General features: G+C 38.0%; 26 protein-coding genes. 13 read left to right on the forward strand and 13 right to left on the reverse strand.

The features are described 5' to 3' along the window. Window positions 1–96 precede the first annotated feature (96 nt). The gene (locus tag JIV24_RS11315) at window positions 97–1,482 is read left to right on the forward strand and encodes a sensor histidine kinase (protein ID WP_200465152.1); all 1,386 of its coding nucleotides are present in this window, start codon (window positions 97–99) and stop codon (window positions 1,480–1,482) included. Here JIV24_RS11315 and JIV24_RS11320 read toward each other — a convergent pair whose 3' ends face one another. Both JIV24_RS11320 and tsaE read right to left on the reverse strand, forming a co-directional pair. Continuing rightward, window positions 1,483–2,697, reverse strand: coding sequence for an alanine dehydrogenase (locus JIV24_RS11320; RefSeq protein WP_234445799.1), 1,215 nt, complete (start codon window positions 2,695–2,697; stop codon window positions 1,483–1,485). Window positions 2,698–2,764: 67 nt separating this feature from the next. Beyond that, the gene (gene tsaE / locus JIV24_RS11325) at window positions 2,765–3,187 is read right to left on the reverse strand and encodes a tRNA (adenosine(37)-N6)-threonylcarbamoyltransferase complex ATPase subunit type 1 TsaE (protein WP_234445800.1); all 423 of its coding nucleotides are present in this window, start codon (window positions 3,185–3,187) and stop codon (window positions 2,765–2,767) included. Window positions 3,188–3,656: 469 nt separating this feature from the next. Between tsaE and bla the strand changes: the two genes are divergently transcribed. The 6 genes from bla (at window position 3,657) to JIV24_RS11355 (ending at window position 9,721) form a co-directional block, all read left to right on the forward strand. Further along, complete coding sequence (gene bla / locus JIV24_RS11330) at window positions 3,657–4,412, forward strand: subclass B1 metallo-beta-lactamase (protein WP_200465155.1); 756 nt, start codon at window positions 3,657–3,659, stop codon at window positions 4,410–4,412. After that, complete coding sequence (locus tag JIV24_RS11335; RefSeq protein WP_200465156.1) at window positions 4,412–4,948, forward strand: DUF1697 domain-containing protein; 537 nt, start codon at window positions 4,412–4,414, stop codon at window positions 4,946–4,948. Before bla ends, JIV24_RS11335 begins: the two co-directional genes overlap by 1 nt. A gap of 126 nt (window positions 4,949–5,074) precedes the next feature. Further along, window positions 5,075–6,220, forward strand: coding sequence for an HlyD family secretion protein (locus JIV24_RS11340; protein WP_200465157.1), 1,146 nt, complete (start codon window positions 5,075–5,077; stop codon window positions 6,218–6,220). Further along, window positions 6,210–7,265, forward strand: a complete 1,056-nt coding sequence (locus JIV24_RS11345; RefSeq protein ID WP_200465158.1) for a DUF2955 domain-containing protein — start codon at window positions 6,210–6,212, stop codon at window positions 7,263–7,265. The genes JIV24_RS11340 and JIV24_RS11345 overlap by 11 nt, the downstream gene beginning before the upstream one ends. Continuing rightward, window positions 7,265–8,635, forward strand: coding sequence for an efflux transporter outer membrane subunit (locus JIV24_RS11350; RefSeq protein WP_200465159.1), 1,371 nt, complete (start codon window positions 7,265–7,267; stop codon window positions 8,633–8,635). Before JIV24_RS11345 ends, JIV24_RS11350 begins: the two co-directional genes overlap by 1 nt. Before the next feature lie 18 nt (window positions 8,636–8,653). Further along, complete coding sequence (locus JIV24_RS11355) at window positions 8,654–9,721, forward strand: AI-2E family transporter (RefSeq protein WP_200465160.1); 1,068 nt, start codon at window positions 8,654–8,656, stop codon at window positions 9,719–9,721. A gap of 45 nt (window positions 9,722–9,766) precedes the next feature. Here the strand turns inward: JIV24_RS11355 and JIV24_RS11360 are convergent, their stop codons facing one another. From JIV24_RS11360 to JIV24_RS11390, 7 genes are all read right to left on the reverse strand, one after another. Beyond that, the gene (locus JIV24_RS11360; RefSeq protein ID WP_200465161.1) at window positions 9,767–10,015 is read right to left on the reverse strand and encodes a NifU family protein; all 249 of its coding nucleotides are present in this window, start codon (window positions 10,013–10,015) and stop codon (window positions 9,767–9,769) included. A gap of 10 nt (window positions 10,016–10,025) precedes the next feature. Further along, the gene (locus JIV24_RS11365; RefSeq protein ID WP_200465162.1) at window positions 10,026–11,132 is read right to left on the reverse strand and encodes an Mrp/NBP35 family ATP-binding protein; all 1,107 of its coding nucleotides are present in this window, start codon (window positions 11,130–11,132) and stop codon (window positions 10,026–10,028) included. Window positions 11,133–11,224: 92 nt separating this feature from the next. Then, the gene (locus JIV24_RS11370; protein ID WP_200465163.1) at window positions 11,225–11,563 is read right to left on the reverse strand and encodes an MGMT family protein; all 339 of its coding nucleotides are present in this window, start codon (window positions 11,561–11,563) and stop codon (window positions 11,225–11,227) included. A 2-nt stretch (window positions 11,564–11,565) separates the two neighbouring features. Next, window positions 11,566–12,354 (reverse strand): tRNA (guanosine(46)-N7)-methyltransferase TrmB, encoded by a 789-nt coding sequence (gene trmB, locus JIV24_RS11375; protein WP_200465164.1) that lies wholly within the window; start codon window positions 12,352–12,354, stop codon window positions 11,566–11,568. Between the two features lie 5 nt (window positions 12,355–12,359). Further along, window positions 12,360–12,851, reverse strand: coding sequence for a gliding motility lipoprotein GldH (locus JIV24_RS11380; protein WP_200465165.1), 492 nt, complete (start codon window positions 12,849–12,851; stop codon window positions 12,360–12,362). Next, the gene (locus tag JIV24_RS11385) at window positions 12,829–14,124 is read right to left on the reverse strand and encodes a PSP1 domain-containing protein (protein WP_200465166.1); all 1,296 of its coding nucleotides are present in this window, start codon (window positions 14,122–14,124) and stop codon (window positions 12,829–12,831) included. The genes JIV24_RS11380 and JIV24_RS11385 overlap by 23 nt, the downstream gene beginning before the upstream one ends. Before the next feature lie 42 nt (window positions 14,125–14,166). Continuing rightward, entirely contained in the window at window positions 14,167–15,288 is a 1,122-nt protein-coding gene (locus tag JIV24_RS11390) for a DNA polymerase III subunit (RefSeq protein WP_200465167.1), read from the reverse strand. Window positions 15,289–15,457: 169 nt separating this feature from the next. Between JIV24_RS11390 and JIV24_RS11395 the strand changes: the two genes are divergently transcribed. From JIV24_RS11395 to JIV24_RS11405, 3 genes are all read left to right on the forward strand, one after another. Next, window positions 15,458–16,237, forward strand: coding sequence for a radical SAM protein (locus JIV24_RS11395; protein WP_200465168.1), 780 nt, complete (start codon window positions 15,458–15,460; stop codon window positions 16,235–16,237). A 37-nt stretch (window positions 16,238–16,274) separates the two neighbouring features. Then, window positions 16,275–17,357, forward strand: coding sequence for a glycosyltransferase family protein (locus JIV24_RS11400; protein ID WP_200465169.1), 1,083 nt, complete (start codon window positions 16,275–16,277; stop codon window positions 17,355–17,357). Window positions 17,358–17,541: 184 nt separating this feature from the next. After that, window positions 17,542–17,994, forward strand: a complete 453-nt coding sequence (locus JIV24_RS11405; RefSeq protein ID WP_200465170.1) for a hypothetical protein — start codon at window positions 17,542–17,544, stop codon at window positions 17,992–17,994. Between the two features lie 108 nt (window positions 17,995–18,102). On the opposite strand, the gene JIV24_RS11410 is transcribed toward JIV24_RS11405, so the two are convergent. After that, window positions 18,103–18,990, reverse strand: coding sequence for a hypothetical protein (locus tag JIV24_RS11410; RefSeq protein WP_200465171.1), 888 nt, complete (start codon window positions 18,988–18,990; stop codon window positions 18,103–18,105). A gap of 294 nt (window positions 18,991–19,284) precedes the next feature. On the opposite strand from JIV24_RS11410, the gene JIV24_RS11415 reads away from it, so the two are divergent. The 3 genes from JIV24_RS11415 (at window position 19,285) to JIV24_RS11425 (ending at window position 22,295) form a co-directional block, all read left to right on the forward strand. Then, window positions 19,285–21,111 carry an Ig-like domain-containing protein gene (locus tag JIV24_RS11415; RefSeq protein ID WP_200465172.1) on the forward strand — a complete coding sequence of 609 codons (1,827 nt, stop codon included), beginning with the start codon at window positions 19,285–19,287 and terminating at the stop codon, window positions 21,109–21,111. Next, the gene (locus JIV24_RS11420; protein ID WP_200465173.1) at window positions 21,111–21,422 is read left to right on the forward strand and encodes an MTH1187 family thiamine-binding protein; all 312 of its coding nucleotides are present in this window, start codon (window positions 21,111–21,113) and stop codon (window positions 21,420–21,422) included. Before JIV24_RS11415 ends, JIV24_RS11420 begins: the two co-directional genes overlap by 1 nt. A 63-nt stretch (window positions 21,423–21,485) precedes the next feature. Then, the gene (locus JIV24_RS11425) at window positions 21,486–22,295 is read left to right on the forward strand and encodes a DUF3108 domain-containing protein (RefSeq protein WP_200465174.1); all 810 of its coding nucleotides are present in this window, start codon (window positions 21,486–21,488) and stop codon (window positions 22,293–22,295) included. Here JIV24_RS11425 and JIV24_RS11430 read toward each other — a convergent pair. From JIV24_RS11430 to JIV24_RS11440, 3 genes are read right to left on the reverse strand one after another with little or no spacing between them, the layout of a single operon-like run. Further along, window positions 22,285–23,094 carry an HAD hydrolase family protein gene (locus JIV24_RS11430; protein ID WP_200465175.1) on the reverse strand — a complete coding sequence of 270 codons (810 nt, stop codon included), beginning with the start codon at window positions 23,092–23,094 and terminating at the stop codon, window positions 22,285–22,287. The two genes, JIV24_RS11425 and JIV24_RS11430, sit on opposite strands and share 11 nt — an antisense overlap. 1 nt (window position 23,095) lies before the next feature. Then, the gene (metA, locus tag JIV24_RS11435) at window positions 23,096–24,013 is read right to left on the reverse strand and encodes a homoserine O-acetyltransferase MetA (RefSeq protein WP_200465176.1); all 918 of its coding nucleotides are present in this window, start codon (window positions 24,011–24,013) and stop codon (window positions 23,096–23,098) included. Between the two features lie 35 nt (window positions 24,014–24,048). After that, window positions 24,049–24,660, reverse strand: coding sequence for a TetR/AcrR family transcriptional regulator (locus tag JIV24_RS11440; protein WP_234445801.1), 612 nt, complete (start codon window positions 24,658–24,660; stop codon window positions 24,049–24,051). Window positions 24,661–24,704 lie beyond the last annotated feature (44 nt).

Consider the following 24,704-nt stretch of genomic DNA (forward strand, 5'->3'; position numbering starts at 1 on the left):
TCGACTTCAAACTACAAAAGTCGACCATTTGTCAAAAAAAGTTTAGTGCCTACATGTTTTTAAGTATTTTAAAATGCTCATAACTAGCAGGACGATATGAATTGGAAAAACCTATTCACAAGAAACAATACAATACTTAGTCGATTCAAACGTGTTGAATCGACTATTTATGATATAGTAACTCCTATTAACCGACATATTGGTCAACAATATTTCGAAACGGTATCATTACAACTCTGCAAATTAATTGAAGCCGACTATGTTATTATCGGCAGATACTCGGCTCAAGACAATAGCGTTGAATCAATTTCATTTTCAGATAAGAAGAAAAAACTACCGAATATAAGATACAGCCTTGAATACACTCCATGTGACAATGTAATTGGTAAAAACACCTGTCGTATTACATCGGGTGCATGGGAAAAATTTCCGAGCGACAGTTTTTTGGTTGAAAAGAAAATTGAAGGGTATATTGGTATTCCATTATTTAATTCAGGCTACCAGCCAAATGGCATTTTTATTGCTTTGTTTAAGAATCCAATTGCTCAGGCAGAAGTCATTGAATCATTAGTGTATTTGTTTACACCACGCATGAGCAGTGAAATCGAACATAAAAAAGCGAAAGAAGAACTTAATCTTAGAAACAAAGAACTTGAAATAACACACTTAGAACTCAAGAATAAGAATAACGAACTCGACATTTCATTACAGAAACTAAATGATGCTCAAAAGAAATCGAAAGAAAACGATCATTTAAAATCAACATTTCTTGCAAACCTGAGTCACGAGATACGTACCCCGATGAACGTTATTCTTGGTTTTTCGGAATTATTACGAACTGAGTCATTAAGCCCGGAAGAGAAAGATGAATATATTGGTATCATTAACCTCAACGGCCTCCAGCTGTTAAAGGTTATGGATAACCTGATTGACATTTCTAAATTACAGACACGTTTAATTCAAGAAGGCCCCAAATTATTCAACCTCAATGAGCTGTTGGAAAATATGCTAAAGCATTATATGCGTGAAGTGAAACTCATGCAAAAACCATTGACACTGTATCTTGAAAAAGGCCTGAAAGAGTATCACGATCAGATAATTACAGACCAACAGGGTTTACTTAAAGTACTAAACCACTTGCTTGACAATGCGGTGAAATTCACGATGGAAGGCTGGATAAAATTTGGCTATACCATAGCTGACGATCGTCTGTTCTTTTTCGTAAAAGACACTGGTATTGGAATCCCGGAAGGTAAAGAAGAGGTCATCTTTGATATGTTCAGACAAGTATCAACAACACATACTCGCGAATTTGGAGGAAATGGACTTGGGCTGGCCATATCGCAGAAATATATCGACACCTTAGGTGGTGAAATATGGTTAGATAAATCTTATGAAGGTGGTGCACATTTCTGTTTTACCATCCCCTTTGAAAAAACGCATAAAATAAGTGGTGAAATACCGAAGTCAAGTTTGATGTAATTAAAAGGCTGCCATCAACAAACCAATATCTTTATAAGGAATATTAAAATGACGACCAATATGACTATTGGTTAAGATTCCTTTATACAGGTACATTCCATTGCTTAAACCCACATCTTCTTTAATCAAATGATGAACACCTCCGGCTTCTCCCAATCGCAAAACAATTGGCGCAAAAATATTACTTAACGCAATCGAAGAGGTACGAGAAACACGTGAGGCAATATTTGGCACGCAGTAATGAATAACGCCATGCTTAGTAAATACCGGATGATCAAAATCAGTGCACTTACTTGATTCAAAACAGCCACCCTGATCCATGCTCAAATCAATAATAATTGAGCCCTTTTTCATTTGAGCAACCTGATCTTCTGTTACCATAAATGATCGTCCCGTGTGTAAATACCTCAAACTTCCTAAAACAGCATCAGCACTCTGCAAAGCTTTTGTAAGTGCTTGAGGATGCAAAACTGAGGTAAAAATTCTTTGTCCGATATTACGTTCAAGCTCCCGCAAACGATGATATGAATTATCAAATACTTTTACAGAAGCTCCAAGGCCCAAAGCTGCTTTAGCTGCAAATTCCCCTGCTGTACCAGCTCCCAGAATAACCAAATCAGATGGTGAAATGCCTGTAACGCCACCTAATAGTACACCTTTACCGCTATGTGCTTTACTCAAGTACTCACTGGCTATCATTACTGATGCGGTTCCTTCAATTTCACTCATGCTTCGAATAACCGGATAACAACCATTATCATCCTTCAGTAATTCAAAAGCAATGGCATTCAAACGTCTATCGAGCATTCGCTGAATAGACTCGCGCGATTGCCTGTACAAATTAAGCAGTGAAATAACTAATTGATTTGGCTCCAAAACATCAACCTCTTCTTCGGTTAATGCCGAAACCTTGAGAACAATATCGGCTTTCAGAACAGCCGATTTTCCTTTAACTATTTGAGCTCCGCACTCGGCAAAATCTTTATCAAAATAATGTGCTTTATCGCCAGCTCCAGACTCGAATATCACATTGTGTCCATTGGCCACTAAAAGCTCGACTCCTTGCGGTGTTAGAGCAACCCTATTTTCAAATCGTGATGTTTCCTTGGGGATTCCAACCGATAGTTTTTTCTTACGTCGCCCTATTTCCAACATCTCTTCTTGGGGAAGCAAAGTCGCTTGTCCCAAAGGAAAATAAGAAGTTTTGTCGCTCATCATAGCCATTTAGTTACCTATATTTCAAAGCATCAAGATAACAAAAAATGCACAATAAAGGAATTTATCATTTCTTCTGAACAGTAATCATACGACGACCATCACTTAATTCTTCAAGCGTTAATTCGAGTCGTCCGGGAGGCAAAAGTGAAGCAATTTTTTCAGGCCATTCAATCATACTGTAGTGTCCTGAATATAAATAATCTTCATATCCCATATCATAAGCTTCTTCTTCTTCTTTCAATCTATAAAAATCGAAGTGATAAACGATTTTATCCTCTGGCGTATGATACTCGTTTACAATGGCGAAACTGGGGCTATTAACTGTATCTTCAACCTTTAACTGCTCGCATAATGCCTTTACAAAGGTCGTTTTACCAACTCCCATAGGTCCGTAAAAAGCCAATACACGTTCTTCATTATATTTAGATAAAAAATCTGCCGCTACAGCATTAATATTATCTAACGAATCGATATAAAAAGTATCCATCATCCAAATATTTATAGAATGCAAAAATAATTGAAGTGTTTAAAATAGCAATACTATAACTGCGCTTTAATCATACTGATTCAGCGAACCGTTATTTTACTTTCCATCAAGGCTTTTTTAACAAACTCAACATCATCTTTACGAACATGCATCAATTCAATAATCACCTCCATCATCAAATTTCAAGGATAAGTCGTTACCAATGCTTTTATCTCACTAAAACTGACATTACCCATTTTTACACATTTAAGATTTTTCACATGTGAAAACTGGGCCAAAATTTAAGGAAGTATTATAAATTAATACTTTTGGCCTTGCAACTCACACTTTGAGAATTACTTACGATCCTTGGTTAGTTTTATCAAAGAATACGATAAACGTGCACATGTTTATGGGCTATTGTTTTAACGCTGCTAAAAAAGTTAATAACTTTACAGATAAGCTAGTAAATCAATAACAAGAAATTATCATGAAAGCATTAGCAATAACTTTCATTTTTTCGATGTTTCTATTCACCAATACAGAGGCACAATCGGACACTATCGTAATAAATAAGGATCTTCAGCTCATTCATCTGCAAGATTCAGTATTTGTACACATCTCATGGGTTGACTCTAAAAAGTGGGGACGTTTTTCCAACAATGGATTGCTAATAATTAAAAATGGAGAAGCGGTAATGGTTGACACGCCGATGAGCAACGAGCAAACCAAAGAAATTTGCGACTACCTCAACATAGTATGGGAAGTAAAAGTCAGAGCACTAATTGCAGGTCATTTTCATGAAGATTGCATTGGCGGCCTTGAGTATCTGCAAAGTATTGGTGCTAAATCCCTGGCTAGTAATTTAACCATTGCCAAGTGTCAGGAAGAAGGGCTTCCTGTTCCTTCAATTGGTTTTGATAAAGAGTATGATTGCTTATTTAATGAGCTTCCCATTGAATTCAGGTTTTTTGGTGCAGGTCATTCATTTGACAATATTACAATTTGGTTGCCTCAACAGAAAATCCTTTTTGGCGGATGCCTTGTAAAAGCGGCTCATGCAAGAAACCTTGGTAACCTGTCTCACGCTGTAGTTGATGATTGGGATGTTACCATTGAAAAAGTTCAGTATGCATACCCTGAAGTAGTTATGGTAATACCAGGACATGGAGCAATTGGCAAATCCGACTTGTTAAGTCATACCATTCAATTAGTTAAAACTTATCGAACACAAAATACCAATTAATGAGTCAATACATTTCTATATTGCGAGGCATCAACGTTAGTGGCAAGCGTAAAATTTTGATGAAAGACCTAAAACAATCCCTTGAAAAAATCGGCTTAACAGATGTGAGAACGTATATTCAGAGTGGCAACATTGTTTTTAAAAGTGTCAACTACAATGCAAATCAATTAGAAGTCTTATTGTGCAACTCTATAAAAGAAACATTTGGGCATGATGTACCTGTCATCGTTCTAAGTGATAAAGAATGGAGGAAAATGATCGAGTGCAATCCTTTCATTAAGGAGGATATAAACCACCTTCATATAACATTATTACAATCTGTACCAGAAAAGAAATCTATCGAACAATTAATGCAAGTTACAGCTATTCAAGAAGATAAAATCGAGGTAATAGGTAAGAGTGTTTATATGCTTATTAAAAGACCTTACCACTATACAAAACTAACAAATAGAGTTTTTGAAAGATGTCTTAAAACCAAAGCCTCCACCCGCAATTGGAAAACCGCACTCAAAATCAATGAGCTATTAGATAAATAATTATCACTACATTTCAATACAATTTCCTCAACTACCTATAATTCTTCTATTTATTCATCAAATTACAAATAAGAATAATCTTTTTTTTAAGTAATTTGTTCGATTATTAGTTCCAAACCTATTTCTATGACTAAAAATACGAAAGCACCAGATAACAATGAAACCGATCAGACTATAGCCACCGAAGTATCTGATGGCAATTCAAATCATAAAAGTGTTATTTGGGCTACGCGAATTGTATTCCTGTTAGCAATACTCATATTCATATGGTACTTAGTGGCCGATCGAAGAACGCCATATACCGATCAGGCAAGAATAACAGAGCTTATCATCCCTATCACACCCCGCGTTAGCGGATATATTACTGATGTAAACATTAAACTCAACAGCACTGTTGCCAGTAATGATTTACTATTTAAAATTGATAAAGAACCATTTCAGTTAGCTATTCAAAAAGCCAAAGCTAACCTGGATAATATCACCCAGCAAATTGGAGCTCAGGATGCTGGCATTGAAGCAAGTGCAAGTAGTGTTGGCATTGCCAAAGCACAATTAGACAGGGCGCAGCGTAATTACGACCGAACGCAACGCATCATCAAAAAGAATCCAGCGGCCGTTTCGCAAGCTGACATTGACCGTGTTGAAACGTCATTGGAACAAGCAAAAGAGAAGCTATCATCGGCAAATGCTAACCTAAAGAAAGCCAAAGAACAATTAGGCGTTATCGGACCTGAAAACCCACAATTACGCTTAGCCATCGCGGAACTGGAAAAAGCACAGCTTGAATTGACCTATACCAATATCTATGCTTCAGATGCCGGCTATATTGAAAGTTTTAATATCGATAAAGGATACTACGCAGCGGCCGGTAAGCCTTTGGCTACCTTGGTTTCGAAAAATGATGTTTGGATACAGGCTGATTTTAGAGAAAATAGCCTTAGCCATATGAAAGTTGGGAATAATGTGAAATTTATACTTGATATAGCTCCTGGCAAAATCTTTAAAGGAAAAGTAAGAAGCATCGGTTTTGGTGTTGATGCCGGAAATACGGTCAATAAAGGTGGATTGCCAGTTATAAAAAGCACAAGTACATGGTTAAGGGATTCACAACGTTTCCCAGTGATTATTGAGTTTGAAGATGAAGAAGCTATCACGATATGCCGGGCTGGCGGACAAGCAGATGTAGTTGTATACGCCAGTAATAGCTGGTTCTTAAATACAATTGCAAACTTTCGCATTTGGATAAATACATATCTGTCATATGTCAGATAGACAATTAGCATATAAGCCAAAAGAAATACGGCAAAAGGGCATATTTCGCTATGCTGTGGGCTCAACCCTAATTATGGGTATCGCCATGACTTATGCCTGGAACTTATCATTTATCACCCCCATTTTAGCACTCTCTTTTATTGGTCCTGATGCCAAATGCCCAAGTGCTAAAACAGGTATATCATTTGTATTGCTCATATCTATTACCACGTTTTTAGGCTTTGTTGTTTCGAAGTATTTTATCGATAAACAAGCAGTTTTTATATTAATCATTGGCCTTTCACTATTCTACATTTTTTATTCTGAGAAATTGAAAGGTCCGGTTAAGACATTTATGCTCATCTCCTTATTATTAATGCCCGTATTAAGCATGCAGCACATTGCGGTGGCTTATATGTTTAATGTGTATTTTATTATAGGGGCCGTTATTACCATACTTTTAGTCTGGGTAGTGTACTTGATATTACCTGACAAAACCGAGCATGCAAAAGACATTGAAGTCGCTAATAAAAAAAACAACAGTGCCAATAATGAATCATTAGATAAAGCCATTCAAACGTCATTTGTTGTATTCCCCATAGTGCTATTATTTTTCTATTTCGGATGGAGTGGCAGCCTGATTATACTGATGTTTGTAGGCTTACTATCGATGAACCCGAGCTTTAACGCAAAAGCTGGCTTCGTTCTTATTGTAGGAAATCTGACCGGTGGCGTATTGGCCATTATTGCGTATGAAATCCTAACATTAGTGCCTCACTTTACCTTCTTTATTTTGTTAACCCTTGGTATTGGGTTATTAATGGCAAAACAAGTATTCTCTGGCAATAAAACAGCCCCTCTATACGGAATGGCTTATTCAACATTCTTACTTATCATTGGGCAGGCAACCACGAGTACCAGCGACGCTGGCGAAAAAGTGTGGATACGCGTAATTCAAATAATGATTGCTGTTCTATATGTGGTTATAGCGCTTAATGTATATGATGCTTTTAAGGTGTACTATCAGAATAGAAAGAAAAAGAATCCATCATTCAAAAACAATTAATGAAGAAAATCTTAATCATATTCATTCTTTCATCAACCGTTTTTACTGCTTGTAAATTAGGTCCGGACTTTCAAGAACCAGAATACAATGCAGCTAAAGCATATCGTTTTAGTGGCGATGAAATCAGACAGGTAGTGAATCAGCAATGGTGGGAAGTATTTGATGATCCTACATTAGACTCTCTCATTAGCAAGGCCCTTACTAACAATCAGGATGTACTGATAGCTGCTGTTCGATTAGAAGCTGCGCGAACGAATATCGGTTATACTAAAGCCGACCAGTTGCCGTCATTCAAATATGGTGTTGGCGCGAATGGCTCTGGCCTATCCGGAAATAATCAATCTGGATTTCATGCTTACCCCGAATTAACATGGGAAATTGGCTTTTGGGGCAAATATCGACGAATGAATGAAGCCGCACAGGCCGATTACCTGGCTACCAAATATGCAGCGCAAACAGTTGAAATAAGCCTAGTTTCGGCGATAGCTTCAACATACTATGCTATACTAGCTTTTAAAGATCAATTATATATCGCCACCAATACCCTCGCCTCACGAGATAGTGGACTTATTATAATGCGCGATAAATATGAGGGCGGTTTAATCTCAAAAATGGATATGAATCAAGCGCAAATCCAACGCGATATTGCCGCAACCGTGGTACCGAACTATAAAAGAGCTATTGCCACCAATGAAAATACCTTAAGTATACTATTAGGCCAACAACCTTATGATATAATTACTGGCACTCCATTTCACGAACAAAGCTATATTTTAGATATTCCTGAAGGCATCCCCTCGGAACTAATTGAACGTCGGCCTGATGTACAAACGCAAGAAGCAGTATTGCATTCTAAGACTGCAAAAATTGGCATAGCTGAAGCTTTACGTTGGCCATCTTTTAATTTAACTGGTATGTTAGGCACAGCAAGTTCTGATTTAACGGACTTCAACACAATGGGTTTAACATGGTCAGCAGGTGGAAATTTACTAGGTCCTATCTTTCAGTTTGGAAAAAATAAAGATAGGGTAACACTTGCCGAAAAAGATGCTGAGCTAGCATATCTGCAGTACGAGCAATCAGCACTCAATGCCTTTAGAGAGGTAGAAGATGCTTTGATCAAGATTTCGAGCTATAAAGAAGAACTTGTGGCTCAGGAATCAAGAACCAACGCAGCCGTTGAATCTGAAGAACTCGCGTTTATTCGCTACAACGAAGGCTCAACAACCTATCTTGAAGTATTAGAACAACAGCGCCAGGCTTTTTCAGCTCAACTTGACATACTTACCAACCGGCTTAATCTAATAAATTCGTATATTTTACTTTACAAAGCCCTTGGTGGCGGATGGAATACCAATGAAAATCAATAATAACCTAATATAATTGACATGGAAAACGATAAAAAAAATAATGAAGTATTTATGCAACGAGCGGTCGGTGCTTCATTACGAATTAGTTTTATTGCACTACTTTTTATTCTTAGCTATTGGGTGCTTAAACCATTTTTAGCACCAGTTTTGTGGGGTGTAATATTTGCAGTTGGCATATACCCAATTCATCAAAAATTATCCAAATGGTTTGGCAACCGAGAGAAACTTGCAGCTATTGTTATTTCACTGATAGGAGTGGCCATAATCGTTGTCCCTATTGTTATGTTTACCAATTCAACAGTCGATTCAGTAAGCAAAACAGTAGAAGGTATCCATAGCGGCACTTTTAAAATTAGTCCGCCTGACGAGTCGGTAAAAGATTGGGCGTTAATAGGGAATAAAGTACACGAACTATGGACGGAGGCAGCGAATAACCTCACCCTTTTGATAAAGAAATATGAAACTCAATTAAGAGATTTAGCTCCTAAATTAACTTCAATGATTGCAGGCATGGTTGGAAGCATATTAATGTTTATCATTTCAATTGTGATAGCAGGTGCACTACTGCTTTTTGCCAAACCAGGGAAGGTTCTGGCCGATAAAATATTCAGAACATTTGTAGGCGAAAAAGGAAATGACTTTACAATCTTGTCAATTTCCACAATCAGAAGTGTCGTTCAAGGCGTTATTGGTATTGCCGCCATTCAAACCATCTTCTTAAGCATCGGGCTATTTCTAATTGGCATGCCTGCTGCAGGTGTATTCTCTATAATCATTTTGATATTGGCTATTGTGCAGTTACCTCCAACTTTGGTAATGATACCTCTGATTATATATGCCTTTAGTTATGCAGGAACGACACCGGCTATCATCTTTGCCGTTTGGTCAATTTTCTGGAGTCTGGCCGACACCTTCCTCAAGCCATTGATGTTAGGAAAAGGTGTGGATGTGCCTATGCTCGTCATCTTATTAGGTGCAATTGGCGGTATGATACTTGGCGGACCGGTTGGGCTGTTTGTTGGTTCAGTTGTATTAGCCTTATCCTATAAAATATTAATGGCCATGCTTGAAGACAGTGATGCATAAAATAAAAGCCGGAAATACATGTGCATTTCCGGCTTTGTTTATATCTTAATTGTCAACTGCTATAACTTCAACAATTTGAGGAACCGTTTTCTTAACCACCATTTCAACTCCACCTTTTAGCGTTTGCATGCTTAAAGGGCAACCGTCGCATGACCCTTCAAGGCGCACTTTCACGATATAATCATCTGTCACCTCAACAAGGCTAATGTCACCGCCATCGCCTTTAAGATATGGCCGAATCTCTTCCAATGCAGTTTCTACCTGCTGAATGATTTGCTCTTTATTCTCTCCCATAACTTAAGTTTTATTTCTTTATTTCAACAACCTTTGTATCTGGCATTGTTCGGTTACGTAATTCAACTCGCTCAACAACCTTCTGTGCTAAATCGGCAAAAGCCAAGCCTGTAAGCGAACTATCGTTCAAGGCTGCTGGCTCACCGGCATCTCCACCTTCCCTGATACTTTGCACCAATGGAATTTGACCAAGCATAGGTATCCCCATCTTGTTAGCTAATTTACTTCCTCCGTCTTTTCCAAAAATGTAATATTTATTCTCAGGCAATTCGGCAGGTGTAAACCAGGCCATATTCTCAACCAAGCCTAACACCGGCACCTGAATATTTTTACTTTGGAACATACTCACACCTTTTACTGCATCAGCCAGTGCCACATTTTGAGGAGTAGAAACAATTACAGCCCCTGTAATACTGATAGTTTGTACAATTGTAAGGTGTATATCACTGGTGCCCGGAGGTAGGTCGATAAGAAGATAATCCAGCTCACCCCAGTTACCATCATTTATTAACTGTTTGATAGCATTAGTAGCCATGGCCCCTCTCCAGATAAGTGCATCATCAGGATTAACAAAGTAGCCAATGCTTAGCATTTTAACACCGTATTTTTCAACCGGCAGAATCCTGTCTTTTCCATCTATCTTCTCAAGAACCGGACGAGCATCCTCGGTTTGAAACATAATTGGCACTGAAGGCCCAAAGATATCTGCATCGAGTAAGCCCACTGAGTATCCTGCCTTGGCCAAGGCAACAGCAAGATTAGATGTTACTGTAGATTTACCAACACCACCTTTTCCTGAAGCAACGGCTATCACATTCTTAACATCTGGCAAAGCCTTCACTTCAACTGGCTTTGGCTTTGGCTTTATCTTAACGAAAATATTTCCTTCAATCTCGGCTGCTTCATCAACATAGGTTTTAATGGCCTGAACACATGCTTTTTTTAATGAACCAACCATTGGGTCATTAGCCCTGTCAAATAACAAGCTAAAACTGATTCGTTTACCATCTATTCGCAAATCGTCTTCAACCATACCAAGCGATACGATATCTTTTCCTTTGCCAGGGTGCTCAACATGTTTGAGAGCATCCATTATGAGATTAGGATAGTACTCCATTCTTATCTTTATTTAAACCTTGTAAAAATTAGACCCAAAGGTATAAAAAAAAGAGAAACTCACTTTCTCTTCTAATCTTTATTACATATGCTTTACAGCAATTCTTCCGATGGATTCCAAAAGACCTCACTGAAGTTCATAATTTGATTACCTTCAACAATAACCCCTTCATTTTCCAGTAATTCTTTCATGGTTTCACCACCCGGGAAATGATGCTTTCCAGTTAGCAAACCTTTGCTATTAACAACCCGATGAGCAGGTATATACTTATTCCAACTACTGCATTTATTCATGGCCCAACCCACCATACGCGCACCTCGATAGCTGCCAATATAATTGGCAATGGCTCCATAACTGGTAACCCGACCATGCGGAATCAACTCAGCCACCTGGTAAACACGTTCAAAAAAATCTGTTCCTGTTTTGGGCATAATTATTTACCCTTTTTGCGTGATAATGGATTATTAATAATAGAATCTTTCTCTTTAACAACTCCACGTCCTGCACTATGGTACTCATCAAATTCTATTTCGATATCGGGCTCAATCCATTGTTCTCTGTTTTCCAGATGAAATTTGAGGTATTTGATTGATAAACCATGCTTAATCCATTTTGATTCATAATGCGTTTGAATCGACAAAATCTCATCGTCATAACCCGAACCATACAAGTCATTTTCAGCAACTTCTACTTTAAAACCATTTTCCTTCACCATCTCCGATGTATAGGTGTACAAAAAGTTAGAATCGGTTTTAAGGTGCATCAAGCCATCTAGCTTCAGGAACTGACGATACATTTGTAGAAAACGCGTGGATGACAAACGCTTATTCACCTTTTTCATTTGAGGATCCGGGAATGTCAGCCAGATCTCTTCGACTTCATTTTCAGCAAAAAATGCGGTGATAAATTCTATTCGGGTTCGAACAAAAGCCACATTTTTTAAACCTTTATTCTTGGCATCAGTGGCACCACGATGCATGCGCGCGCCTTTTATATCAACACCTATGAAATTCTTATCAGGAAACAACTCAGCCAATCCAACAGTATACTCACCTTTTCCGCAACCCAACTCTAACACTATTGGGTTTTCATTATTAAAAAAGCGTTGGTGCCATTTTCCTTTTTGATGAAACGGCTCTCCCTTTAAATCGCTAAAATCAGCTTCAAACACATGATCATATGTTGCCATTTCGACAAACTTTTTCAGCTTATTCTTTCCCACTTCTATTATTCTTTTAAAGCTTCAGCTCCTTCTATTCGCAATCCTATATTGTGTATTCCCTTTAACTCTTCATCACGCATACCTTGCACTATTCGGAAAGTGTATTGACCTGTTTCGGCAAATTTAACGTTGCGCTGATAGGGAACTTTTACATGGTACAAACTCCCCCAACCTGTTCCTAACCAGCGACCTGTTTCATCGGCTAAAATACAATCAACTTTATCTTGCATTTTATTCCCAGACGGGCTAATTACATCTACGAATAACCACAGGTTACTATTGGGATAATTGGAATAATTACGAACATTAAGTACTACATCAAAGGCCTGTTCAGCACTTTGGATATCAACCTTAAAAACAGCCATTGAATCCATATTCCAACCGCCATCTGGAATGGTAACATATTGGTCGAATACAACATTTTTATCGCAGCTACTAAAAGCAATTAGAGCGATAAGTACGACACCAATAAAACTATTCTTTCTTATTTTGCCCATCGCCTCCCTGTTGTTTGCGTTGATTGTTTGGTCGATACCTTCTTTTTGACTTGTTATAAGGTTTTTTCTCCCCTGTCGGTTGGTTGCCGGATTGTTTCCGGTCATTCCGGTCATTATTCCTTTTATCATTTGGTTTATTACCACCTGATTTGCTTTCTGTTTTTTGTCCGCCTCCAGTTCTTCGCTTATTTGGTCGACGCTTCTTCTTTTTCTGCTCATCAAAACGTGTAAGACTTTCCTGGCCTATTACGTTATCATAAGTTGGCTCAGAAACCAACATTTTAGATACTTCGTTAGCCAACTTATCAACCTTCTTACCTTTACGATTCAAACGGATGACTTCCTTAACCCGATCAACTGAAACAGAAATAACTCCAGCCGGAAAATCCTTGCTGGTGCTGTACCACATGGTGCGCGAGAATATATCCGTTTTAAAGTGGTAATAACTACCATCAACAGTTTCAAGTACAATGTTGGTCTTTGGAAAATCCTGCTGTGCATCAACATACGCATCTAATTCGTAGTTCAAACAACATTTTAGCTTACCACACTGTCCGGCCAGCTTTTGCGGGTTTAATGATATTTCCTGATATCGCGCTGCATTTGTTGTAACCGATACGAAATTTGTCATCCAGGTTGAGCAGCACAATTCACGTCCACATGGTCCAATACCTCCGATACGTCCGGCTTCCTGACGAGCACCAATCTGTCGCATTTCAATACGTACGCGAAAGCTTTCGGCCAATACTTTAATTAACTGACGGAAATCGACGCGTTCATCGGCGATATAATAAAAAATGGCTTTCGTTTTATCACCCTGATACTCTACATCGCCAATTTTCATATTGAGGTTCAGTCGCTCAGCAATTCGTCGCGACTCCAACATCGTTTCATGTTCTAAGTTGCGGGCTTCATCCCACTTTTCAACATCAGCCGGTTTCGCTTTTCGATAGACACGTTTAAACTCGAAAGTCTCGAGATTGATATTGTGCTTTTTCATTTGCAACAGCACCAATTCTCCGGTTAAAGTCACCGTACCAATATCATGACCAGGTGAAGCCTCAACTGCTACCACATCGCCCTTTTCAATTCTCAGCCCGTTGCTATTCCTGAAATAGCCTTTTCGCGTGTTTTTAAACTGAATTTCAACAACATCAGTACTATTGACGCTATCAGGTAAATCATCGAGCCAGTCGTAAACGTTAAGTTTACCACAGCGACTGCTACATCCTGAACACCCTTTTTTTTCTGTATCTTGTATAATTTCTTCCATAAAAAAAATAAATAAAAGGCTCTACGGCCTTGAGAACTTGCCCTATTGCTTAAGCAACATGATTATTTTCAGGCATAAGTCCATTAATATAATACGAGCATTCCCATTTTGTTCAAGATGAGAATGTGCCAAACTAAATTCCTCACTTAATTGTAAAATATTACCATCGTTTATAAACGGTGAAAATCGTGTTGAGAAATTCTCTTCTTCAGGTGTAAGATACAATAATTCCTCTTCCTGAATGTTCATCATGAAATTTTCGCGAACCAAACGTAGTGCGAATTCGAAAAAATTCTTTTGTCTTTCTTTTGATTGCCTGTTCATATCGTCGCACCAGTCAATTAACTCAAACAATTTACGACCATACGCTAAGCGCATCATATTTACAAACTTATCAAAAAAGTAAGCGCGTTCTTCGCCTTGCCCTACAATTTCTTTGGCTGCCACATAATTACCAACCGAGAGCTTGGCAAAACGTTCACATTCTTCCTGACTTAAATCGTACTCTTTTTTTAAAGCTTGAGCAATGTGGGTGATTTCAAGTGCTGAAATATTTAAGCGCTGAGCACGACTTTGTATGGTACCTAAGATTTCATTTGGGTCATCTGAAACTAATAAAAAAACAGTTCCAACAGGTGGTTCCTCAAGCAGCTTTAACAACTTATTAGCAGCTGCCACATGCATTTTCTCAGGCAACCAAATGATCATCACTTTATATTTAGCTTCAAAAGTCTTTAGGCTTAGTTTTTTAATAATCCCCTGGCTTTCCTGGCTATAGATTAACCCTTGCTTATCAGCATCTAAAAAATTAAACCATTGGTGAATATTAAAATAGGGCTCATTTAAAACAAACTGTCGCCATTCACTCAGGTACGAATCACTCACCGGATTTTTGTGTTTAGTGCTTTTAACAACCGGAAACACAAAATGCAAATCGGGATGAATAAGTTTGGCATATTTAACACACGATGCACATTCACCACACGAATCATCTCCTTGCCTGTTTAAACAATTTAAATATTGAGCAAAAGCCAATGCCAAATTAACCTTACCTACCCCTTCGGGCCCACAAAATAATTGTGCATGACTTACACGGTTTTCCTTAACCATGTTTACCAGATGTTGCTTGATTCTCTCGTGTCCTATTACCTCGTTAAACTTCATGAAGCTTGCTAAAATTCAAGTCATCAAAGATAGCAATTTAGTTGATTGTGGAAAATCGGCTTCAACCTTTAATAATGCCTCCCAACTAGCTCAAACATTAGTTCCATGACTTACATCAGCTTAGTTATTTGTTAGCCATATTCCATTACCTTTGCAAAAAAAATTAAGCATGTCTACGTTTTTGTTTGATGAAATAGTATTTGGGCCAGTTAACAGCCGCCGTTTAGGCGTATCACTTGGAATGAACCTATTACCAATTAACCGAAAAATCTGTTCGTTCGACTGTATATATTGCGAATGTGGATTAAATGGTGAATTGGGTGATAAAAGTGGCTCAATGCCATCGCGAGATGAAGTTAAAGAGGCGCTCAAAAACAAATTAGAAAGCATGCTTAAAGATGGCTTAAAACCTGATGTAATTACATTCGCCGGTAACGGAGAGCCAACACTTCACCCAGACTTTGCAGGTGTAATTGACGACACCATTGAGCTAAGAAATAAGTATTGTACGAATGCCCGCATTGCTGTTCTATCAAATGCATCGCGCCTTCATAAACCGGCTGTATTTGAGGCTTTATTAAAAATTGATGATAATATTCAAAAGCTGGATTCTGGCTTAAAGGAAACCATCGTGCGATTGGACCAACCCAACTACCCATTTGATTTGAATCAAACCATTGACCAACTTTGTGCATTTAATGGAGAATTGATTATTCAAACCATGTTTGTAGCTGGTGAGCTTAATGGTAGGGTTATTGACAATACAACAGAAGAAGACATTCAATCTTGGCTGAGGGCACTTGATAAAATCAAACCAAGCAAAGTCATGATTTACACTATTGAGCGCGACACGCCCTACAATTCTTTAAAGAAAGTTCCACTGGAAGAATTGAATAAAATCGCACAACTGGCAAAGAATAAAGGCTTCAACATTTCTGTTTCTGGTTAATACATAGCAGCTTCATTCATTATCTTATATTTGTATTGTGAGTGAAGCAACAGCACATCGACGAATATTAGTAAGCCCACTTAACTGGGGCTTAGGGCACGCAACACGTTTGGTTCCCATTGTTGATGCCTTGCTCAAACAGGGGCATTATGTGATCTTGGCTGGTGAATCGCCTTCAATAGACATTTTAAAAGATACTTTTCCAAAGCTTGACACGTGTAATTTGCCTGGCTTTAATGTTCGGCTATCAAAAAGCTCTCATCAATGGTTTCGCTTGTTATTACAAACCAATAAACTATTGAAGGCAAGCAGGGAGGAACACAAAAAACTACAATCATTAATTAGAAAACACCAAATAAACCTTGTTATTTCAGATAATCGATATGGCCTTTACCATCCTACGACTGCATCTGTAATTATCACGCATCAAACACAACCATATCTGGGTCGATTATGGGCACCACTAAGACCATTATCTAATTGGATAAGCAGAATACTGATAAATCGATTTGACGAATGTTGGATTCCAGATACACAAAGCAAGAATAACCTAACTGGCACACTATCAAGAACCATTCATCAAAACACAAGATTCATTGGCATCTGCTCACGGCTTTCAATCAACAGTCCAGATACGAACATAAAAGGTGCAGATGTACTAGTCATGTTATCCGGACCCGAACCACAACGAACACAGCTAGAAGACATTATCATCACTCAATTTGAGGACAGCAATACAAAAGTGACGATACTCAGCGGTCAGCCCAATAAAGAATCAAAACAAATTGGCAACATTACTATTCTTCCTCATTGCGAAGCAAACGTTCAACTAAAGCTCATCAAGCATTCGAAACACATTGTTTGTCGCTCAGGTTACTCGACACTAATGGATTTATTCTTCTGTCAAAAACATGCGCTGTTAGTTCCTACCCCAGGTCAATTTGAGCAAGAATACCTGGCAAAAAGAGCATCTGAACATCATAACTTTCAGCACATAAGCCAATCCAACCTAAAAAAGACACCTCTGTTTCAGTTGTTTCCGAATTTTAATAAAACATCAATCAGTCGTCAACAGACATTTAGGCTACCACAACTACCCGCTGATAAAGTAAATAGTTAAGTTCAGACCTCATTATTATCTGTTCATCATCTCAAAATATCATCTCATCAAGAAAAATGTAACCTTTAGGGCTTATGTCAGTATTAATATCAGGAATTGCATTTGCGGATTTACAATGCATCAAAGGCAATTGCTAACTAAACCCAACTCTTACTATAACATGTAAGACATTACGATATTAATAATGACAACGCTAATTATCACAACATTCGCACTATTGGCCTTTGGCCTTTGGTTTTGGAAAAGAGGTTTATCTCTTTTGGCTGAGAAAAATGCAGCTAAAGAGCTGGAAAAAACACTATTTCCGAATGGAGATACCGAAAAACACGCAATTTTAGATTCATTGTGTCAAATCACGAAAGATAAATACAGTAAGGAACTTTTATTAGACTATTTTCTAAAAATAAAAGGCTTGCAAGTAGTTAACATGTATGATCCGGTTAACTTCTGGACCCGTAAGTTCCTAATGAGTCCAACAAAGCTTAAACTTAACTATTTTGAACAGGTTAAGTTTTACGAAAGCTTTTTAAACTTTCCTGAAGCTTCGGCCAGGATAATGACACCGACAACTGAGGATAACGATTATATCACATCCGAATCAAATGGGGGCTTCTTTAAAAAAAAGCAGTTGGCATAGCCAGCAAAATTAAAAGGGGCAAGCGGACAACAACCTATGCTTGTCAGGAAAGAAGAACGGGAAGCCAATGGCTTCCCGTTTTTAGTACCATCTAATAACTTGAAAACTTTACTTTAACTGAAAAGTACTGGTTCCGATATTAAAGCCATCAACAAAAACATCAACGGTATAAGTTCCGGTTAACAACTCTCCATCGGCTGCTGTATAAAACACACAAATATCAACATCATCACCACCGTATTCAAACTCACGATTGGCCGAATAGTTAATTTCCTGCTCTTCGTAAGTGAATACATTTTCTTTTGAAGAAATCAGTAACACCTCGTCAGGACGCTGAATACGCACATACACCTTTTTCACACCAATGGGTGCTGTTACATTTTTAAGTATCGTGCAACACATTCTTATCTTCGCAACGCTTCGTGCCTTTTTGGTAGTCTTGCCTTTAGAATTCAGACCAGCAAGCTCAATATTTCGTGTTTCCAATTGCGATGCAATCTCAACTTGCTTATCAACTTTCTTCTTTTCCTCTTCCAGCACTTTGTACGATTGAGCTATTTCATCGTGCCGCTTTCGATATTTGATATTTTCTTGAGTCAACTCCTCATTCCGTCTATTAAGTGAGTCTATTTGTACAACAAAATTGCGCATAACACCTCGCAAAGTTGTTAACTCCTTTTTATACTCTCTTATTTTTCGTGCATTGGTTGCCTTTACGGTCTTAATTTCCTCAATCAAATGCGTAATCTTCTCACGCTCTTGTTCCAGCATTAAGTTCAAGGTATCATTATTACTATGCAGCGAATCATAGTCAAAAGCTAAATCCTGAAACTCTTCGGTCAACAGAAATTTCTCCTCTGTCATCTCTTCAACTACCGCCCTGTACTCTTGTCGATTACTCAAAAAGAGGTATAAGATAACGGCTATCACAATTACAGCAACACCACCAATAATGTACGCTAATTTATTCGATGATGATTTATTTGTATTTTCCATAATTTACAGTCTACTTTTGGGTCTGAACGCAAAGTTATTATTTTTTAACCGGCTTGCAATGAGCTTTCGATATCGATTGATTCTTACCAAAGATCATGCTAAAATAAATAATTACATAGCCGTAAAAATTAGTACTTTAATAGAATAATAGTAACATCTTAAGCAAAGACGATGTTCAGTAGATGCTATGGTGCTCCTTATTATTGAATGTGTTAAATAAAAATAACTAATCACTTCAAACTAAAAACTAACAAACTATTATTTAAATTTGTGAAGAATCTAAATGTAGCCGTTTTGAAGAAAAAAATATTTCAACTAGCCATAATCGTTGCTATCTCACAATTATTCTGGTACTGCGCCAATGTAGGAATGCCTACCGGAGGTTTAAAAGACGAAACTCCTCCTGTTGTAATTAAATCAATACCCGAAGCCAATGCTCTCAACTATCAAAAGAAAACTGTATACATCGAATTTGACGAATTAATTCAGCTCAAAGATTACCGTTCAAAATTTATTGTTTCTCCTCCCGTAAATGAACAACCCGTGGTTGAGGCCAGAGGAAACAGGCTGATGGTAACTTTTGAAGAAGATCTGCAAGCCAATACAACCTATACCCTTGACTTTGCCGATGCCATTGCAGATAATAATGAAGGTAATATTTTGGAGAATTATTCTTTCTCATTTTCAACTGGTGAGTACATCGATTCACTGCAAGTATCAGGTAATTTATACGATGCCGATGATTTATCCCCATCCGAAGGGGTATTAATATACCTGCACAATAATTTGACCGACACAGCCATTCAAACACTGGTACCCATTCGAATGGCCAAAACGAATTCCTTAGGACGCTTCAATATTCGCAATGTAAGCCCTGGCCAATACCGGATATATGCATTAGACGATGCCAACCGTAATAATAAGTTTGACCAGCCAGGCGAAGCTATGGCATGGTCTGATATAATTATTGAACCCGCATTTGAATACCGCACTTTTGCTGATACCATTCGTATCGATTCGCTAGAAACGGATTCCGTCCATTATTATGAGAAGTTAGTGTATACTCCTGACAGCTTTAAACTTTTTAAGTTTCAACACGACTACAAGGAACAATACCTTGTTTCGGAAGAACGTAAGGAGCGCGCTAAACTAACTTATTATTTTAATCGCCCACTTGAGGAAGATGCCAAATTGGTTTTGACAGGTCAGGAAGATTTGAAAGATGTATTCTTGATGGATCGTTCTTTGAATAATGACACTGTTACTTTTTGGGTACAAGACAGTACCTATTACAATCAGGATTCTCTGTCGATATCTTTGAGCTACATGATGAGAGACTCATTAAAGAATCCTTACCTAAAAACAGACACCATTGCGATGTACTTTTTTGAGGTAAAAGAAAAAAAGAAAAAGAAACGTAAGAAGGATGATGAACCAGAGCCAATTCCAACAATTCGCTTGAAAAACACAAAAAACAAACTAGACGTTTTTTCTCAATTCAACTTCTCACTACCCGCTCCAGCTACAGAATTCAAAACCGATGCTATTACGTTTTACAACCACAAAGATACAATACCTGAGGAGCAAGAATTTGAGTTTATTCACAACGAACAAGCCATTCTTAACTACACCATCAAAAGCAATTGGGAACCCGGCGTAAAATATGAAATGATTATTGATTCAGCTGCCATTGCCGATATTTACGGATTAAACAGTGATTCAATTAACGTTCAATTCAATGTCAAATCATTGGATAGTTACGGGACGATACTTGTTGATATAGAAAACCATCAAAGTGACTGGTTGGTTCAACTCATCAATCGAAAAGACATTATTATCCAGCAAAAATACATACGTCAAAAGTCAGGCAAAATAGGTTTCCGATACATTAATCCCGGAGAATATATGTTACGTATCGTTGTTGATGAAAATAAAAATGGAGAATGGGATAGCGGTAATTATTACGAACGTACGCAACCAGAAAAGCTCTTTTACTATCCAATGAAACTGAATATTCGTAAAAACTGGGATCATATAATACCAGAGCCATGGGATCCCCAAACATTTAATGTCGATCTGTTTTCAAAGCAATTTCGTAAACCAAAGAAAAAAGAAGAATAATGTCAGTACTGCTTAACTTTGCTATGTTCCCAACAGACAAGGGAGATAGCGTTAGTCAATATGTGAGTCAGATAATTAAACACATAAAAGAAAGTGGTGTTAGTTATAAACTAAACCCAATGGGCACCACTGTTGAAACAGATACAATGGAAGAAGCTCTTAAAATAGTGCAGGAGAGCTATGATATTCTTGAACCTGTATCTAATAGAGTTTATTGCTCAATAAACATTGATGCTCAAAAAAATAAGGGCGAGCGCATAAGCAGCAAAATCGCTTCTATTGAAGCAAAAATTGGAGACGTCAATAAATAAACTATTTTCTTGATTGACTTCAGGGCATTGTTTTTGAATGAGCAGTGCCTTTAATATGAACTTATGCACAAGATTCTCTCAGCCTTAATTTGCCTGACCGTTAGTTTCCAACTCAGTGCTCAATGTAACGACATAAATACAGCCTTTTCTGCCGGCGAAGTAGTAAAATACCATGCCTATTACAACTGGGGATTCATCTGGTTGAATGCTGGCCAGGTATCATTTACTGTTGAATCAGCTACACATGACAAGCAACCCGCGTATCATTTAAAAGCACATGGAGCCACTTACCCATCGTACGACATTTTATTTAAAGTGCGCGACACATTTGAAACAGTGGTAGACACCTTACACCTTGAACCCTATAAATTTAAGCGCGTCACCAATGAAGGAAGCTACCATGCCAATTACCTCTATCAATTTGACAGGAGTAAACGTCAGATAAAAGCAAACATACAAAAGGAAAAAGAAGAAGCCCGTGACACTGTTCTAAGTTGGACAGATTGCTCTTTCGACCTACTCACCATGGTGTATAAAGCGCGTAATATTGACTATTCGAAATACGCTTTTGATGAAAAAATTCCCATTAGCATGGTGGTTGATGGAGAAATTCACGATATCTACATTCGCTATCTGGGCAAAGAAACCATTAAAAACAGGGATGGACGCAAATTCAACTGCCTGAAATTCTCGCCATTGTTGGTTGAGGGTACAATATTTAAAAGTGGTGAAGACATGACTGTTTGGGTAACCGATGATGCCAATCGTATCCCCATCATTGTTGAGGCTAAGATTTTGATAGGTTCGGTCAAAGCTGTTTTTATAGATGCGATAAATACGCGCTACCCAATGACGGCTGAAATTAAAAAGTAAAACGTTGAAACCAGTCGGCTAGCGGTGCCTGCTGTATTGCAACCAGATTTACAAACTTTGCTTTTAATTCATCAGGCGCATTGGCGACCACGTAGGCACCAGCAAAAGCATTGAGCATATCCAAGTCGTTGTAATCATTGCCAACAACAGAAACATCGGCTGCATTAACACGCTCAAGTTTACACACCTCTAATACACCATTTGCTTTTGACACCAACGGATTAAAGCATTCCATCCAAATACTCACACCATCAATTGGTGATGTAGCCCTCACAACTTTTACACCCGATATTTCTTTTTTGATAGCATCAAAGATGTTCATATCAGGCACAAATGCTAAAGTCTGAGTATAATCAAGCTGAGGAACACTCCCATTAATCACTTCGGCATGAGGCTGATTAAACTCAAGGTAACGATCAAAATCAGGATGAACATCATCACCTTCCGGATGAAAAAACAAATGATTTTCAGGTATTGGATGATGCAGTGTATATTCAACATGAAACTTTTTAAACACCTCTACAACCGCTTTGGTCTTTTCAAAACCTAGATGACATGTCGACAATAACTGCTTGGTTTTCCAACAATAAATGCCTGCTCCTGAAGAAAACACCAGGTAATCAATTGGAAAATCGTCTGGTAAAACCCGAAAAGCCGATTGTAAAGTTCGCCCGGTTGCAACGACCCGGACATAATCTTTACCACCCAAGTGTTTCAACACATTAATATCTTCACTATTGAACTTCTCGCCTCGTGCCAGTATGGTGCCATCAAGATCGGTTGCCAGCAGTTTTGTCATATTACTGAATTTGTTCGAGTTGATACGGTGTTGCCTGATAAACGTAATAATTCAACCAGTTCGAATAAAGCAAACTGGCATGACTACGCCATAGTACCATTGGTTCATTCTCCGGATTATCATCAGGAAAATAATTGGCCGGAATTTCCATATCAAGTCCTTTGGCTATGTCGCGCACATACTCTTCCTTCAATGTAGATGCATCATATTCAGAGTGTCCTGTGACAAATATTTGTCGTCTGTCTTTAGACATCACCATGTAAATACCCGCCTTTTCTGATTTTGACAATAAGATTAAATCAGAATGCGCTTCAATTTCTTCTTCTTTCACCTCGGTATAGCGCGAATGTGGTGCATGATACAAATCATTAAAACCGCGCATCAAAGGCTCTTCAGTCTCCTCAACGGTGTGCTTAAAAATACCAAACATCTTTTTTTCAAGTTGGTATTTATTAATACCATAATGATGATATAATCCGGCTTGGGCTCCCCAGCAGATATGAAAAGTGCTCGTGACATTTTCCTTGCTCCAATCCATAATCTCTGTTAGTTCGGGCCAATAATTGACCTGCTCAAAGTCCAGCAACTCAACAGGTGCTCCGGTAATTATCATACCATCATACTTATTGGTTCGTACCTCATCAAACACTTTATAAAAAGCAAAAAGATGTTCTCGGGGTGTATTTTTTGACACATGACTCGACGTCATTAAGAAATCAACCTCAACCTGTAACGGACTGTTTGACAAGGCCCTTAATAAATGTGTTTCAGTTGCAATCTTAAGAGGCATCAGGTTTAAAATTAATATTCTAAGCGGTCGAATATCTTGATGCATAGCACGCGTTTCGCCTATAACGAAAACATTTTCGTTCTCAAGCACATGACGCGCCGGCAGAGCATCAGGTATTTTAATTGGCATATGGTTGTTGTGTGGTGGTTAATGTTTTGCTTCTGTTATCGTTTTATAATACCAAAAAATAAAATATTTAAGATATTATCAATCTGCACTTTAAAATCATCAAATTTATTAGACGATTGAAAAAGCGGGCCCTCCAATCCTTTTAATGCAATAGCAATGGCAACAGCTGCCATGTGTACATTCTTTACCTGGAAGCTATCATCTTTCTGCCCTTCTTCCAGCATCTTGGTTAACAGCTGTGCTTCTTCGGCTTCTCCTTTGCCACGCAGTTTATCAAAGAAATCATACACTCCTAAGGCATCATCTTTAAGCACCTTCATATAATTCTCAAGCATATGAATGGTTTTCATGCGTGTGATAACGTATTCCTTAAATTTCTCCTTTGGATTTAACTCCGAATCAACAACTTTATTCAACTCATTAAACAAGATATCCTTTTCGAGCTCAATCACAGCCTGAAAGATTTCTTCTTTATTTTTAAAATAATAATAAAGCGAGCTCTTACCTTTTCGCAAGGCATGAGCAATGTCTTCCATGGTTGTTTTCTTATATCCGAACTTGGCGAATAAATCCCTTGCTGCCTCAATAATGGCAACCCGCATCCCATCACTATTTGTTTCTGAAGGGTAAGCAACTCCTATAGTCATCCCGATGTATTTTATTAATTACTCATCAACAAAAATAGAAATAC

The sequence above is a fragment of the Carboxylicivirga marina genome, assembly GCF_016612505.1.
Lineage (GTDB): Bacteria > Bacteroidota > Bacteroidia > Bacteroidales > Marinilabiliaceae > Carboxylicivirga > Carboxylicivirga marina.